At 44.1% G+C, this 15,906-nt stretch carries 11 protein-coding genes and 2 pseudogenes; 11 read left to right on the top strand and 2 right to left on the bottom strand.

From position 1 onward, the window contains the following. From DW083_RS23145 to DW083_RS18920, 11 genes and pseudogenes are all read left to right on the top strand, one after another. The coding region (locus DW083_RS23145) for a hypothetical protein (RefSeq protein WP_233552295.1) at positions 1-192 on the top strand (192 nt) is incomplete at its 5' end. A 463-nt stretch (positions 193-655) separates the two neighbouring features. Then, the gene (locus tag DW083_RS18970) at positions 656-4,168 is read left to right on the top strand and encodes an MBG domain-containing protein (protein WP_147382168.1); all 3,513 of its coding nucleotides are present in this window, start codon (positions 656-658) and stop codon (positions 4,166-4,168) included. Positions 4,169-4,212: 44 nt separating this feature from the next. Further along, positions 4,213-6,570: a YDG domain-containing protein gene (locus DW083_RS22155; protein ID WP_158582142.1), complete on the top strand. Its 2,358-nt coding sequence runs from the start codon at positions 4,213-4,215 to the stop codon at positions 6,568-6,570. Positions 6,571-6,787: 217 nt separating this feature from the next. Then, positions 6,788-7,784 (top strand): annotated as a pseudogene (locus tag DW083_RS18960) (YhcG family protein). A gap of 70 nt (positions 7,785-7,854) precedes the next feature. Beyond that, positions 7,855-9,837 carry a family 43 glycosylhydrolase gene (locus tag DW083_RS23140; RefSeq protein WP_233552294.1) on the top strand — a complete coding sequence of 661 codons (1,983 nt, stop codon included), beginning with the start codon at positions 7,855-7,857 and terminating at the stop codon, positions 9,835-9,837. 98 nt (positions 9,838-9,935) lie between these two features. Next, positions 9,936-10,805: pseudogene (locus tag DW083_RS18945) on the top strand (DUF3078 domain-containing protein); the annotation flags it as partial. A 118-nt stretch (positions 10,806-10,923) separates the two neighbouring features. Then, positions 10,924-11,943, top strand: a complete 1,020-nt coding sequence (gene pheS, locus DW083_RS18940; protein ID WP_115501154.1) for a phenylalanine--tRNA ligase subunit alpha — start codon at positions 10,924-10,926, stop codon at positions 11,941-11,943. A gap of 79 nt (positions 11,944-12,022) precedes the next feature. Continuing rightward, positions 12,023-12,322: a fluoride efflux transporter CrcB gene (gene crcB, locus DW083_RS18935; protein WP_233552293.1), complete on the top strand. Its 300-nt coding sequence runs from the start codon at positions 12,023-12,025 to the stop codon at positions 12,320-12,322. Positions 12,323-12,412: 90 nt separating this feature from the next. Further along, complete coding sequence (nth, locus tag DW083_RS18930) at positions 12,413-13,057, top strand: endonuclease III (protein WP_115501156.1); 645 nt, start codon at positions 12,413-12,415, stop codon at positions 13,055-13,057. Positions 13,058-13,064: 7 nt separating this feature from the next. Then, positions 13,065-13,964 (top strand): hypothetical protein, encoded by a 900-nt coding sequence (locus DW083_RS18925; RefSeq protein ID WP_122333479.1) that lies wholly within the window; start codon positions 13,065-13,067, stop codon positions 13,962-13,964. Between the two features lie 69 nt (positions 13,965-14,033). Beyond that, positions 14,034-14,288, top strand: a complete 255-nt coding sequence (locus tag DW083_RS18920) for a hypothetical protein (protein ID WP_147382167.1) — start codon at positions 14,034-14,036, stop codon at positions 14,286-14,288. A gap of 82 nt (positions 14,289-14,370) precedes the next feature. Here DW083_RS18920 and DW083_RS18915 read toward each other — a convergent pair whose 3' ends face one another. Both DW083_RS18915 and tsaD read right to left on the bottom strand, forming a co-directional pair. Continuing rightward, on the bottom strand, positions 14,371-14,841 hold the full coding sequence (locus DW083_RS18915) for a CinA family protein (protein WP_122333481.1): 471 nt from the start codon (positions 14,839-14,841) through the stop codon (positions 14,371-14,373). Further along, complete coding sequence (tsaD, locus tag DW083_RS18910; protein ID WP_122333477.1) at positions 14,841-15,869, bottom strand: tRNA (adenosine(37)-N6)-threonylcarbamoyltransferase complex transferase subunit TsaD; 1,029 nt, start codon at positions 15,867-15,869, stop codon at positions 14,841-14,843. The genes DW083_RS18915 and tsaD overlap by 1 nt, the downstream gene beginning before the upstream one ends. Positions 15,870-15,906 lie beyond the last annotated feature (37 nt).

Below are 15,906 nucleotides of genomic sequence, written 5' to 3'. Positions count from 1 at the left end.
ACTGCCCAGGTAGCGCTGAAGGACATATTTGTTGACACGGAGGGCGGTTCGCGAACCGCCCCTACGAGGTCTGTTTGTTTCGTATCTGGCAAATTCCGAATCAATCCCGGAACCAACAAAATATTATCCTTTCTTTCTCATTGGCATATTATTTCATCAGCACATTATTTTCCTTTTTTCTTTGTTTATTGAAAATTAAGGTCTACTTTTGCCCCTGCACACCTGTATAGAGTTACAGGTCACTGCGTTTTATTGATTACGAGAAGCGTTTAAAAGATATTATCCTGATATTGAAATCTCGACAGTTTCATTTCAGTTGGATAATAGACAACTAAACGCTCGCGTACCTTTCCTTGTTATATACCCGTATGCTTTGCATACGTCTGTATACGAGCAAAAGGGCGTGGGCTGTTGTTTATATCAACTGAAAGGGCAGTCGAGAGCCTCAATATCAGATATATCAACAGTTCCTACGCCTTCTTTTGTTTGTATAACCTCCACTCCGGGAACTGATGGAACCCAAATTTGTATTGCCGATGAAATAAAGAAAAAACCAAAGCGAGAAGAAACCCGTTTACGTGTAACCACACAGATTACACATTAAACGAGTATAGGGAATTTGTCATTTCAATACTTACAATTTAATTTTATTTTCATGAAAAAGAGATTACTTATGTTGTTTGCCGTTCTCATAGCGGTGACAAGTATGGGGTGGATACATGCGGCGGAAGTTCAGCCGGTGATTTTCACCGATTTGGGTACTGCCGTTACCAATAAGCCTATTGTATTTAATGTAGGTACGGCAAAAGGAACAATGAATGCGACTAATGTTCGTGTGAAAATTAGTTTGACTACTAATAATAACCCTGCTGAACTAAGTTCTATGGGGCTGAAGTATTTCCAGGATGGTAAATGGAATACCTGGAATGCTGAAAACGGCGAGTATCTGTTTGGACCGCAAGCCGGTTTTTCTCTTAGCGATTTAGTTTCTCCTATTTTGATGACGCCGACGACTGCTGGTACATATAGTTGTCAGTTGGATGTTGTGGATTTAAAGCAAAGTAATAAGGTTTTAGCAACAAGAACGTTTTCTGTTGTTGTAGGAGATGGTCAGGGTCTTATCACTAAATCTGATACGGTCTATTCCACTCCAAATGCTTATGCGCAATCTCATGGTGGGTATTGTAGCGGACTTCCTTTGGAAACAAGAGCGTTGACAGGTGATAATGCCGGTAAATATTCTACATTAGTATATGCAGGTGGTGTGCCTGTAACAGTTTCCGCATCGGGTGCGAATACCAAGATCAAGATAACGGCTGCTGATGATAGCGAGGCGATGGTTTTCGATCCTACGAAAACGAATATCGGGTTGTACGGCGGAATGAAGAATTCTACGGTAGAAAACTCTACTATTGTCATGACGGGCGGGACTCTTGTCGATTTGTTTGGCGGCGGATATGGTGAAGGTGATAAAACAACTGGAACTCAAGCTGACGTAAAAGGAAAAACATCGATTACAATTAGTGGTGGTACTGTCAGCAATATTTTAGAAGGTGGCGGTAAGTATTATGCAAAGTCAAATGAAGTCGAAATCAATATATCTGGTGCAGATACAAAGATCGCAACTCTTTATGCTGGCGGTTATGATGCCGGATTAACATCGAATACACTGGAAACGCCGTTGGCTGAATCTGTGAATGGTGTACAAACCATTAAGCTGACCATGACAGACGGTGAAATAACCGAAGGTATCGGCTGTGGCGGTGGCCAGGGTTATACACGAACCGGGATAAGTACTGTCACTTTGAAAGATGTCAAAATAGCGTCTTTCTACGGTGTACTTGCAAATGGACGTGCAGATCAGATTACGGCAACACTTACCGGTTGCACTTTTGCCAAAAAGGGATCTTATTATGAGTTCGCTTCTGTAAACAGAGGTACGGTCAAAGATATTACTTGTACGTTTGATGGTTGCACATTTAATAATTTGGAGCAAATCAATGCTTGCCTCGGACCTGTAAACGGTTGGGCTGATTCTGATACGAATGGAAAGATTATTCCGTGTGTTACCGGAAAGGCTACTTTTAAGTTTGTGGATTCAAAAACAGACAATCCTGTCATGCAGATCGGGCAAGGTTTGGAAAGTGCCGATATCGAACTGGTCGGAACTAAGGCAAAACTTGCAACATTCAAGAAGAATGCTTCCACTACTATTTCAACATTTGGAATAGATAAAGGCAAGACCTGGACATTCGACAACGACAAACCCTTGTCTATCGGTGAAGGCATTACATTAAATGGCGAGGGCACGATTAACGGTCATATTGCATTGGCTGGTGAAAACGTTACTCTGAAAGGGTTGACAATCAATGCAACTTCTATCGGAACAAATGGTCCGCAAAAAACGGTTATCCTCGGAGCTTGTGATAAGGTGACGATTCAGGATTGTAAATTGAATGGTATCGTACCGGCAGCCGATAAAAACAAATATGTTGCTAACGGTATCGACCTTACTACAAAATCGGAATCTGCATCCTATACGATTACCGGCAATACAATAACCGGTTGTAACGGCCTTGTGGATAATTGGACTGCGATCAATGTTATTGTTCAGGATGCAAAATCATCTAAAATTGACAATTCTGCAATTGCTCTGGAAAATACATACGACGACCAGAGTTTCGGTTATGTCCGTATGACTGCCAATGATGCATGGTCGTATGCTTATATTAAAGGGGCTGATAACTATAAAGCGGCTAATGCTTTCTATTGCATGAAAACTAATGGAGGGACTATCGTTGCTCCGGATGCAACATGTGATGATATTTTGAAAGAACTGAATGGTGAACCTTTCGCAATTACCGGTTCTGTTTCGGCGACCTGCAAAGACGGTTATATTACTACTAATTCGGCGGATGCATCCAAGATGTTGGCTGAAGGCAAGGCGGTTAAACTGTTAACTTATAATGCCGATGGTGCAGAAGGAGCAAAATTTGCATTTAGTGAAATCAATGTTGCTCCGTTGATTACAAACCTGCCGGATAGTGTCGCTTTTGCTTCTACTCCGATCAAATTAGCATTTAATACAAAGAATGTGGAAGTAACAGCAACAACGGGAAGTGAATTAGTTTCATTGACCGATGGTGTTCTCTCATTCCTGAATCCTGGTGAAGTTGAATTGACACTGAAAGTGAAAAAGGATTCGAATAGTGATGGTAAGATCGACAGTAATGATAGTGGATATGAAGAAGGTCTTACTAACACCCAGAAGCTGAAGATCACGAAACGTACTTTGACCCTGACGGCTGGTATTGTTCCGAACTATGCAGGTAAGCAAGGTGATACTGCAATCGTATATGATGCTAAGACAGATGTAACCTTGAAATGGAATGACGATATTGCTGTTTCCGGATTGCCTTGGGAAGCTGCTGCTTCTGGATATTTCAAAGCTGATCTCCCGACAGGGAAACGTGCAAATAAGAATGTAGGAGATAAAGTTCCGGTTGAGATAACAAATGCAGACTTGAACGCTTTGTTAAAAACGGATTCAGCCAAACGTTATACCTTGGCCCCGATCACATTTGTAACCGCAAAAGTGGTAAAGGCAAAGGCTACGGTAAAAGCTAATAACGTATCTGATCATACGTTCGGTTTGGACTTGCCGCCTTTTGAAGCAACAACAACGGGTTTGGAAAGTGGGGATCAACTCGACGGCACTTTGAAGTTTATCTGTTCCGCTACTCCTAATTCAGTGGTGAAAGAGGGCGGTTATGATATTATGCCTTATGGCCTGACTTCCGATAATTATGCGATTACATTTGAAAAGGGTACATTAACCGTTAAGGCTACTAATCCTAAGATTGAAATTGTAGATGCAAAGGTTACAGGAACTGCTGATGCTAAAACGATTACGGTACAAGCCAAATTGGTTCATGCCGGTGGCCTTGAGACTGCAACGGTAACAGCGAAGGATGTCGAATCTGAAGTTGCTCCTGCATCTGATATTACTATTAATCCGGATGCGAAAGGTATTTATAAATTTGAGGTATCTAACGCTGCTGCAAAAAAACATACGATTACCTTTACGGCAACAACAACTGAATCTTCTGACAATACAGGTACAGCCTCAATCGACGTAATGGTAGAAAAGGCACTCCTCAGAACCTGAAGTTCGACGACAAGGTTCTTTCTTCTATTGTTTATGGCGATAGCTTGGCTTTGATTGTATCGAGTGATCAAGCGGCAGCAAAGGGCGACTATACATTTAAAGCGACTGTTAAGAATGAAGAAGCTAAGATTATTAGTGCGACCAACGTCTTGAAACCGACGGCAGTAGATGATATTGTCGTAACCGTTTCCCGTGCCGCAGATGATACTTATTCTTCTGCTACTATTACCAAGATAATCAAAGTAACCAAAAGACCGCTTAAAGCGGTGGTGGCTGCTTTCGAGCCGAAAACGTACGATGGCGATGCAAAGGTAAAGACTATGCCTGCAATCACGTTGTCGAGTGACTATAAGGTAATAGGTAAAGATGTGGTTACTATTGCATCAGGTGCTACCGCCACTTATGCCAGTAAGAATGTCGGTACACATGCGATCTCTCTTTCTACATTGACTTTGGATGGTGCACAAGCTGGCAATTATACTTTGATACAGCCTACCAACCTGAAAGGTGAAATCAAAAGGGCGGATGCAACTGTAAAAGTTGACGACGTTACACGTATGTACAACCAACGTTATACGAAGTATTCTTTTTCTGCCGAAGGTCTTGTTGATGGTGAATCTTTGTCTTCTATTTATACCGGTAAGTTGGATGTTACTGAAAACGAAAAAGAAGGTACATTGACGTTGAAGATTGATGGTGGCTTATGCCGGAATTATAATCTGAGTCCTGTAAATGGAAAACTGACTGTTACGAAAGGAACTCCGGTAGTGGTGGCTTATAAAGTAAACGAAGAAGCAAAGGCTTTAGTTGTTGATTCAGCCGGACATCAGAACTTGACAGTTTCAGGAACACCGGTAAACGGCGGCTATTTCCAAGTAACAGGGGATGATGGTAGTGTTACAAATAGTGTGAATGCCATTTCTACTTTACCAAAAGTAATTAATGCATTGTCTGTAACAAAGACAGATGATAGTTGGGCTGGCTGGAATAGTGAAGAGGCAACAACAATTGAATATACAGGTACATCTACTATTACTAATGCAAATAGTTATACTTATTCATCTACTGATTTAAATCGTTTATCTATTGATGGAACTACATTGACCGCAAATGGTGTTGGTAAAGTTGCCATTATTGCAACAAGTACATCTGGCGATGTCAAGGTCAAACTGTATGACGTAACTCCAAAGGCAGTCACCTATACTGCTGACATGAGCAAGACGTATGACGGCCTAACCCTGGCAACAGGTTCGGTAACTTTAACAGGTGTAAAAGGCAATGATAATGTCGTTCTGGATATGGAAGGGGTGACATTCAACTATGCATCTCCGGCAGCCGGAGGAAAGACGATCAATCCTTCCCAAGCTCCTATCCTGACGGGCGCAGATGCAAATAACTATAATTTAGTTTCTGCTGTTACAGGCGAGATTGCCAAGAAAGCAATTACAGTGTCAGAACCGATCAGTGCATACTATACAGGCCAGACAAAAATAGCTTTGGATGAATTTACATCTGAAGGTATATTGAGCAATGATATTGTAAGCCTGAATGTAACATTGGATAAAGCAGAGGTTGGTCCGCGTAAGTTTACATTGCAGAGCTTGGCAGGAGATAATGCTGCTAACTATGACTTGTCTACAACGGGAGCTTTGGATGGAACAATCCTGAAACCGACTATCGTGGTAACTGTTCCTGAAACAGCCTCTTCTACAACTGATGCTAAAAACAAATTGACTTATACGATTCGTGAAACAGGTAAACCTGTTTCCGATCCTGTATTTAGCGATGCCGTACAGGTAGTCTCTTTGGGTAATGATGCTTATCAGGTAAGTACAAAAAAAGAAAATTCGAACTTCTCTTTGATTTATACAAAGAACTTGATTGGCTTCAAGTCCGAACCGACTCCTCCTTCCGGTGGTGGTGATGGCGACGAAACCGTTACAATCTCCTTAGATGCAACAACGAAGACGTTACCGCGTCTGGAAGAATTCGTTCTGAAAGCAACTGTATCGAACGGCAAGACCGTGACATGGAGCAGTAGTGATCCGACGATCGCCAGCGTGACAGCCGATGGCAACAAGGCAACCGTGAAAGGTCTTAAAGTCGGAACAGCTACGATCACAGCTAAAATCGGTGATGTGACTGCAACTTGCGAAGTGACAGTAGACTTTGCTACCGGTCTGGAAGAAGCAATTGCCAACACTGCCGTTTATGGCAAGGACGGATACATCCACATCCAGCCTGTTGCACCTATGCAGGCATGGGTTGTGAATATCGCCGGTACGGTTGTTTACCACGCTACAATCAGCAGCGCAACACAGATCCCTGTTTCCACCGGTATCTATCTGGTGAAATTGGGTACAGGCAGCGAGTCTGTTGTAACAAAGGTTAGTGTACGATAATTTGTATTTTTCTTAATAAGTAATCTTTTCTCTCGTAAGTAAAGATTATTAATAGTGAGTTTAGGACAGGGGGGCCGTGAGGTTCCCCTGTCTTTATGATATCAAGTACTTAGTCTGCTTTATCTCGAATATAATACCTACCTTTGTCCATACCATAAAATTAAATGTGAAACCAATTTCCAACCAAACAGAACAATCGCTCGCAAACCGCATCGAAATGCTGATTGCTGAAGCACGTAAACAAGTGATAACCACAGTCAACACTACAATGGTTTATACCTATTATGAAATAGGTCGAATGATCGTAGAAGACGAACAACAAGGTGAACGGCGTGCAGAATACGGGAAAGCCGTATTAAAAGAACTATCTATGAGATTAACCCTTAAATTCGGAAAAGGTTTCTCCGTTGAAAATTTAGATAGAATGAGATATTTCTATAAAATCTATTCAACACAGATTTCTCAACAGTGTTGACGAAATCTCTAAAAAGACAGGATAAGGTGAATGAATTGCCTTTCACCCTCAGTTGGTCACATTATCTTAAACTAATGCGTATATCAAATCCCGAAGAGCGGCGTTTTTATGAAATTGAAGCTACAAATAATAATTGGAGTTTACGGGAATTAGAACGGCAATTCGATTCCTCTCTCTACGAACGATTAGTATTAAGCCATGATAAAGATTCTGTAAAAGCATTATCCGAAAAAGGACACATCGTGGAAACACCACAAGATCTGATAAAAGATCCATACATTTTGGAATTTATCGGTTTACCGGAACTACCCCGATACTCGGAGAGCGAGTTAGAACAGCGATTAATCGATCATTTACAATCCTTTTTGTTAGAGCTTGGTAAAGGTTTTACATTTGTTGGCAGGCAGGTACGTTTGACCTTTGATGAACAACATTTTCGTGTAGATTTAGTGTTTTACAACCGTTTACTTCGTGCATTCGTGCTAATTGATTTGAAACGAGGGATGCTAAAACATCAAGATTTAGGGCAAATGCAGATGTACGTCAACTACTACGATCGTTCATGAAACTGGAAGATGAAAACCCGACAATCGGTATCTTATTATGTGCTGACAAAAGCGATACAATGGTAGAAATAACGCTACCGGCAGGCAACAAACAAATCTTTGCCAGCAAATATCAAACAATATTGCCAAGCAAAGAGGAATTGAAGCGATTAATCGAAAATCAATATAAATAAGACAAAGATGATATTCGTGTCAATAAATCACTTATTTTTGCACCCATATTTAATCTTAATATCGAATAGCATGAATAAAGGTGTATTTATTGTATTGTTCAGCTTACTGCTGCCCTTCGGAATCTTTGCCCAACCGAAAGGAAAAACTCCCCATACCATACCGTCGGAAAAAGATATGGGAGCTTACCTGATGGTCTATTTTACGGACCCGACACATAGCCTTTTTATGGCTGTCAGCCGTGACAGTTATTCTTTTACGGCTGTTAATAACGGACAACCGGTTATCGCCGGCGATACGATAGCCGAACAGCGCGGCATACGTGATCCGCATATCTATCGCGGTCCGGACGGTGCTTTCTATATAGCCATGACCGACCTACATCTTTTTGCCAAAGAAAAAGGATACCGGACAACCGAATGGGAACGGGACGGAGATCTTTATGGCTGGGGAAACAACCGGGGATTGATACTGATGAAATCTTTCGATCTGATAAACTGGACGCACACCTGTGTCCGTATCGACAAAGCATTTCCCGATGAATTCGGAGAGATCGGTTGTGCATGGGCTCCCGAAACGACTTACGACCCTGTGGAGAAGAAAATGATGATTTATTTCACGATCCGCAAGGAAGGAAAAGGAAAAACCAAACTTTATTACGCCTATACGGATGACGATTTTACCCGCTTGGTGACAAAACCCGCCATCCTCTTCGAATATCCCAATCCGGAAATCCAGGTACTGGATGCCGACATCACGCACTTGCCCGACGGACGTTTCTGTATGACATACGTGGCACAGGAAAAAACGGGCGGCATAAAGATGGCCATGTCCGATAAGATCAATAAAGACTACGCTTATCAGCCTCAATGGATAGACCTGGAACCGGGAGCTTGTGAAGCGCCCAACGTCTGGAAACGCATAGGAGAAGACAAATGGGTACTGATGTACGATATATTCAGTATCAAGCCTCATAATTTCGGTTTTGTCGAAACAACGGACTTCGTCACGTTCAAAGACCTCGGACATTTCAACGAAGGGGTGATGAAATGTACTAATTTCTCCTCCCCCAAACATGGAGCAGTGATACAAATCACAACAGAGGAAGCCGACCGGCTGGAACAATACTGGAAAAGCAAATATACGGCCATACCTTTGGATTCCATTCACCTGAGTGATCCATGCATCCTGGCTGACAAAAAGACTAACATGTATTATATGACCGGAACGGGAGGACGTCTGTGGAAAAGCAAGGACCTCGCTCTGTGGGAAGGTCCGTATCAGGTTACACAAACCGACCCGGACTCATGGATGGGTCCCAAACCGGAGATCTGGGCAGCAGAATTACACGAATACAAGGGCAAATATTATTATTTCGCAACTTTTACAAACAACGCGATCCGGATAGATTCCGTAAAAGGAAACGTAATCCCCCGCCGTGCCAGCCATATCCTGGTCAGCGATAAACCCGACGGACCTTACAAGCCGATGAAAGACCCGGTTTATCTTCCGGAAAACATGCCCACACTGGATGGCACTTTCTGGGTTGATAGCGACGGGAAACCTTATATGGTTTATTGCCACGAATGGCTACAGAACCTGAACGGGACGATCGAAAAAATCGAGTTGAAACCGGATCTAAGCGGTCCCGCCGGAAAGGGCAAAATACTGTTCCATGCCAGCGATTCGCCCTGGAGCCGTGAAAAGATGGGAGAGAAAGTTCTGCCAAACCGGGTGACTGACGGCCCCTGGTTGTTCAGAACTGGTACGGGACGTTTAGGTATGATCTGGACAAGTTGGGTATTCCAGGATTACACACAGGGAGTCGCTTATTCGGAAAGCGGAACGTTGGACGGTCCCTGGATACAGGAGAAAGAACCTGTTACCCCGCCTAATTTCGGGCATGGCATGTTGTTTCAAACATTGGATGGAAAATGGTTGATGTCCGTCCATAGCCACAAAGATGTAAACGGGAAATACATCCGTGTCCCTCATCTTTTTGAGATCGATTTATCGGGAGATAAACTGACGGTAGGCAAACCTTATCTGCCATAACCGGAAATCAAGCTTTCCTCAAAATAAACAAAATCGAGTGCTACCTGTTGTTTTATAAAAGACGTCTTCAATTAAAACAACTTACAAAAACAGAATTTATGAAACGTGTATATTTAATGGTAGCACTCGTGATGGGAAGCGTTGCCGGATACGGTCAAACAGATGACAAAGGGTATGAAGAAGGGAAATGGGTGCTGAAAGGCATTACAGGTGTCAATATGTCGCAAACGGCAGTCAGCAACTGGTCGGCCGGTGGTGAAAACTCTTTTGCAGGCAATGCATACCTGAACGGGACGCTTACCCACAAGCGGGCGAATTGGCTATGGATCAGCAATCTCGGGCTGGATTACGGATTGACAAAAACGAAATCGCAAGGTGTACAGAAAACATCCGATAAGATCGCATTCTCTACCCAGTTAGGCTATAAAGCAAGTGAGAAATGGTATTATACGGCAATGGCCGACCTCAACACCCAGTTCTATAAGGGATATAACTATCCGGACAAATCACATTACATTTCCAAATTCTTTGCTCCGGCCTATTCCAATATCTCATTCGGTATGGACTTCCGTCCGAAAAGCAACTATTCCCTTTATCTCTCCCCAATTGCAGGCAAACTGACATTTGTGGAAGACGACTACCTGTCAAAAGAAGGTGCATTCGGTGTCGATCCCGGAGACCGTTTTAAAGCGGAACTCGGCGCCTTCATCAAAGCAAAAGCGGAACAAAAGATTATGGAGAACGTAAACCTGATCACAAGCGTCGATTTCTTCACCCCCTACGACAAGCAGTTCGGCAACGTAGACGTGAACTGGGATATGCTGATCAACATGAAGATTAACAAATACCTCAGCGCGACACTCAACACCACACTCAAATACGATAATGATGTGAAGACCTTTAACAAAGAAAGTGAAAAACATGGTGCAAAAGTGCAATTTAAGGAAGTATTGGGTATCGGCGTAGCTACAATTTCTGATAAAAAGCGGGTAAATGCTTCTATTTTTTCAAAAAAACCAGCCGCAATCGGTTGCAGTATCCAAAGAAAGGGCTAAATTTGCACGTTGAAAACAAAAATGATTAGAAATGATCAATAAGATTAACGCTCTGCTTAATGAAGTGGAGAACCTGAAAGCGGCTAACGCTGAAGAACTGGAAGCATTACGCATTAAATACCTCAGCAAAAAAGGTGAAATTTCTTTGTTGATGAACGATTTCCGCAACGTTGCGGCAGATCAGAAGCGTGAAGTAGGCCAGTACCTCAATAAACTGAAAGAGGCAACTCAAAATAAAATCAACGAACTGAAAGCAGGCTTTGATAATGTACAGACGGTGAACGATGACATCGACCTCACCCGTACAGCCTACCCGATCGAATTGGGGACCCGCCATCCGCTTTCACTCGTAAAGAAAGAAATCTGCGACATATTCGGACGCTTAGGATTCAGCATCGCTGAAGGACCGGAGATCGAAGACGACTGGCACGTGTTCTCTTCCCTGAACTTTGCAGAAGACCACCCGGCTCGCGATATGCAGGATACTTTCTTTATCCAACATAATCCGGACGTATTACTTCGTACACATACATCTTCCGTACAGACCCGCGTAATGGAGAATCAGGAACCTCCTATCCGCATCATCTGCCCGGGACGTGTCTATCGTAACGAAGCAATCTCCTATCGCGCACACTGTTTCTTCCACCAGGTAGAAGCTTTGTATGTGGATAAGAATGTTTCTTTTGCCGACTTGAAACAGGCTTTACTGTTTTTCGCCAAGGAAATGTTCAGCGCGGATACGAAAATACGCTTACGCCCTTCTTACTTCCCGTTCACCGAACCTTCCGCCGAAATGGATATTTCTTGTAATATCTGCGGTGGCAAAGGCTGTCCGTTCTGTAAAGGAACCGGCTGGGTGGAAATCCTCGGTTGCGGTATGGTAGACCCGAATGTACTGGAAAACTGCGGTATCGACAGCAAAGTATATTCCGGCTACGCATTGGGAATGGGTATCGAGCGCATAACAAACCTGAAATACCAAGTAAAAGACTTACGCATGTTCTCCGAAAACGATGTTCGTTTCCTGAGACAGTTTGAGTCAGCCAATTAAGTTGAGAACCTAAATCATTTACCATCTTCCCCGGGTCCTTAACCAACCCGGGGAAAAACACACTAAAAACGTAAATGGTATGATAAAGGTTCTACTACTTATAACAGGAGGGGCAATCGGTACTCTGTTCCGCTTCGGGGTTTCGACGTGGGTACAGCGTTCGATGCTACACTCCTTCCCTTTCGGGATACTTTCGGTCAACGTGATCGGTTCTTTTTTGATCGGCTTTTGTTGGAGCATAGCCGAAACAACCAATCTCTCTGCTAACGCAAGAGTTTTTCTCTTTACCGGCCTGTTCGGCGGATTTACCACATTCTCTTCGTTTGCACTGGATACGATGTCGCTGATGAAAACCGGCGAATATAACTGGCATTTCTGAATATACTGGCCAGTAATCTGTTAGGATTGTTAGCCGTATTCCTGGGACTGCTTCTTGGTAAAAATACGATGTCACTCATTAAATAATGATATGCGAAAAGAGGAACGATATAAAGGGGTATTGAACTGGTTCAACGAGAATGTGCCGGTTGCCGAAACGGAGTTGCATTATGACAATCCGTATCAGTTGCTTATCGCCGTAATCCTATCCGCCCAATGCACGGACAAACGGGTGAATATGATCACTCCCGCCCTCTTTAAGGATTTCCCGACTCCCGAAGTAATGGCAGCCTCGACACCGGAAGTCATCTTCGAATATATCCGGAGCGTCTCCTATCCCAACAACAAGTCGAAACATCTGGTCGGCATGGCAAAGATGCTGATGTCGGATTTTGGTGGTGTCGTACCGTCCGATATCGACGAACTGCAAAAGCTACCCGGTGTAGGCCGTAAAACGGCAAATGTCATAGCCTCAGTCGTCTACAACAAGCCGGCAATGGCTGTCGATACGCATGTCTTCCGCGTAGCCAACCGCATCGGCTTGACCAACAACAGCAAAACGCCGTTGGAGACAGAAAAGGAATTGGTGAAGCATATCCCGGAGGAACAGATTCCGATCGCCCACCATTGGCTGATCCTGCACGGACGTTATACCTGTATCGCCCGTAAGCCTAAATGTGAGGAATGCGGACTCAAACCTTGGTGTAAATATTTCCTGGACCCCAAGAAAACGTAAGACAGAAATGAAAGCTGACAAGCGGGAAATAGTGACGTTTACAATAGCTGCTCTCGCTACGCTGGTGGCAGTCTGGTTCTTTTTAGGCAAAATGCAAAAAGAGAAGAAGGTTGTGCAAACTGATCTATATACGCTGGTGGCTCCGGCATCAGACGCAATCCTGAGTGTGAACCGTCCTGCCGCTTTCTCTAAATACATACTATCCCGGAAACCGGAATACGACGCTTTCGCTTCCCGGATACCGGAAATATACCTTTCCATTATCCAAAACAACCGGGATCTTTCCCCATTGCTACTCTCCTTCCATCCTCAAGGGGTCGTCCTATACACACAAGCAGGAAAGAATCTTATCAACCGGATAGAAAAGAATACGTTACAAAAAGTTTTCGGCTCATTTGCCCCGCAAAAACAGACCAGAAACGACATCGTGTTCACCTATTATCCGGATAACGGCAACCGCTTCTTCGGTTACTACCAATACAACGGCATCTGGGTAGCAAGCTATAGCAAGAAGCTGTTGGAAGAAGTCGCCCAAATACAAAAGAACAAGCGAAACTATTTGCTCCCCGACCAGGATCGCCTGCGCCGGACATTCGACGTGAATGCTCCGCTGAACCTGATGATACAGTCGGACAGCCTCAACCTGTACGTATCCCTGCCCGACTCGACCGAATGGCGAATCCGGAATTGGTGGCTGGGTGCCGACCTGTTCATGAACGAGAACCACCTCTGTTACTTCGGCAGCCTCCCCTATAACGCAACCGCCGACAGCCTGTACGCACCATTGGGCGACACGCTGGCACTACGCCTCGAACAGGCATTCCCCCAATTCCACATAACCAATCAAACCACACGGGAAAACAACCGGATGTTTTATACGGGATGCCTGGAGGCGCAAGATAAATAAGTTATAGTGATACATTTAGAATAGAAATGATTACCTTTGTTCCAAACCTATAAAAGAAAGGAATTCAAGATGACAACAATGGAATTAAATGCAATGCTTTTAAAAGAATTAAGCACGATCGCATCAGATGAAAATATGGTAAAAGAAGTCATCTGCTACATCCGTCGTTTGCGCCAAAGTTATGCAAAAACAGAAGCACAGTCATATACAACGGAAGAATTAAACGCAAGAATAGAACAGGCTGAAAAAAACTATACAGAAGGCCGATATACAGAGAGTTCCAAAGTTCGTAAGGAAATAACAGATTTATTAGCATCACTATGAACATCGTATGGGATGATGACGCCAAAGCACGCTTGAAAGAAATCGTGTTATATGGAGTGAAACTGGCAAAAAGAGTGAGGAATCAATAACAAAGTAACTCCTTCAACATCCTCAACGCCGTACGAGCCGCCTGACGAATATTCTCTTCCCGCTCCGTACCGAAATGGAAGCATTCGGACACCACTTTCTCTTTCAGGGCGGCAGCAATCCAAACCGTACCGACCGGCTTTTCAGAAGTTCCGCCACCGGGACCGGCAATGCCGGAAGTGGCAACCGCACAATCACAACCCAGCGTACGGATAGCCCCCAATGCCATCTGTTCGACAACCGGACGGCTGACGGCGCCATATTGCATCAGGCTCTCTTCCGAAACGCCCAGCACATGATGCTTCACCTCATTGCTGTAGGAAACCACACCCCCGCAGAAGTAATCGGAACTGCCCGCCACACGCGTAATCAGATGCGCAATATATCCACCGGTACAGCTTTCAGCCGTTCCCATCATCAAATGACGGGAACGAAGCAATTCACCTATTTCAATTTCAATATCCATCATCCCAACTTATTCAACACACGTGAGAACGGGACAGCATCCATCGGACAGAACTGCTGATCCAAGTATTTGTAATATCCTGTTATGGCAACCATCGCCGCATTATCCGTTGTAAAAGAGAACTTCGGGATATGCACCTTCCAGCCGAACCGTTTGGCATGGTCGAGAAAGGCATCGCGCAAACCGGAATTGGCCGAGACGCCACCCGCAACAGCCACCTCTTTTATATTCAAATCCTTTGCCGCCTTACGCAATTTATTCATCAGGATATCGATCACCGTTGCCTGCAGGGAGGCACAGAGATCCAGCTTGTTCTTCTCGATGAAATCGGGATCTTCCTGCAACTTATCACGCAGGGTATAGAGAAAAGAGGTCTTCAGTCCGCTGAAGCTATAGTCATAACCTGGAATATGCGGTTTACTGAATGTAAAAGCATTCGGATTGCCTTCGTTGGCAAGGCGGTTCACGACAGGACCACCGGGATATCCGAGGCCCATCACTTTCGCGCACTTGTCAAACGCCTCACCCGCCGCATCATCGATCGTCTGTCCGATCACTTCCATATCGTTATAGGCATTCACCTTGATGATCTGCGAATTTCCTCCCGAAACCAACAGGCAAAGGAACGGGAACGAAGGAGCATGATCGTCTTCAGGCGTCTCCTTGATAAAATGAGCCAGCACGTGCGCCTGTAAATGGTTGATCTCGATCATCGGGATATTCAAAGAAGCGGACAGGCCTTTGGCAAAGGATGTCCCCACCAGCAACGATCCCATAAGGCCCGGACCACGGGTAAAAGCAACTGCACTCAGTTCGGATTTATCGATACCGGCACGCTTGATCGCTTCGGCAACCACCGGGATTATATTCTGTTGATGTGCGCGGGAAGCCAGCTCGGGAACTACACCGCCATAGGCTTCGTGAACAGCCTGGCTGGCAATTACATTCGACAGCATCACGCCGTCGCGTATTACAGAAGAGGAAGTATCATCGCAGGATGATTCGATTCCTAATATAGTCACACTCATATCTTCGTTTTAATTTTTGTGCAAATTAACGAAATCT

Source organism: Parabacteroides sp. AF48-14 (genome assembly GCF_003477465.1).
Lineage (GTDB): Bacteria > Bacteroidota > Bacteroidia > Bacteroidales > Tannerellaceae > Parabacteroides > Parabacteroides acidifaciens.
Note: the sequence above shows the minus strand (reverse complement) of the source record. Positions and strands in the feature narration are given on the sequence as shown.

Excerpts from the sequence above, each read along its gene's own strand:
- DW083_RS18970 (WP_147382168.1), top strand. The coding sequence starts at position 656 with ATGAAAAAGAGATTACTTATGTTGTTTGCCGTTCTCATAGCGGTGACA.
- DW083_RS23140 (WP_233552294.1), top strand. The coding sequence starts at position 7,855 with ATGAATAAAGGTGTATTTATTGTATTGTTCAGCTTACTGCTGCCCTTC.
- pheS (WP_115501154.1), top strand. The coding sequence starts at position 10,924 with ATGATCAATAAGATTAACGCTCTGCTTAATGAAGTGGAGAACCTGAAA.
- crcB (WP_233552293.1), top strand. The coding sequence starts at position 12,023 with ATGATAAAGGTTCTACTACTTATAACAGGAGGGGCAATCGGTACTCTG.
- nth (WP_115501156.1), top strand. The coding sequence starts at position 12,413 with ATGCGAAAAGAGGAACGATATAAAGGGGTATTGAACTGGTTCAACGAG.
- DW083_RS18925 (WP_122333479.1), top strand. The coding sequence starts at position 13,065 with ATGAAAGCTGACAAGCGGGAAATAGTGACGTTTACAATAGCTGCTCTC.
- DW083_RS18920 (WP_147382167.1), top strand. The coding sequence starts at position 14,034 with ATGACAACAATGGAATTAAATGCAATGCTTTTAAAAGAATTAAGCACG.
- DW083_RS18915 (WP_122333481.1), bottom strand. The coding sequence starts at position 14,841 with ATGGATATTGAAATTGAAATAGGTGAATTGCTTCGTTCCCGTCATTTG.
- tsaD (WP_122333477.1), bottom strand. The coding sequence starts at position 15,869 with ATGAGTGTGACTATATTAGGAATCGAATCATCCTGCGATGATACTTCC.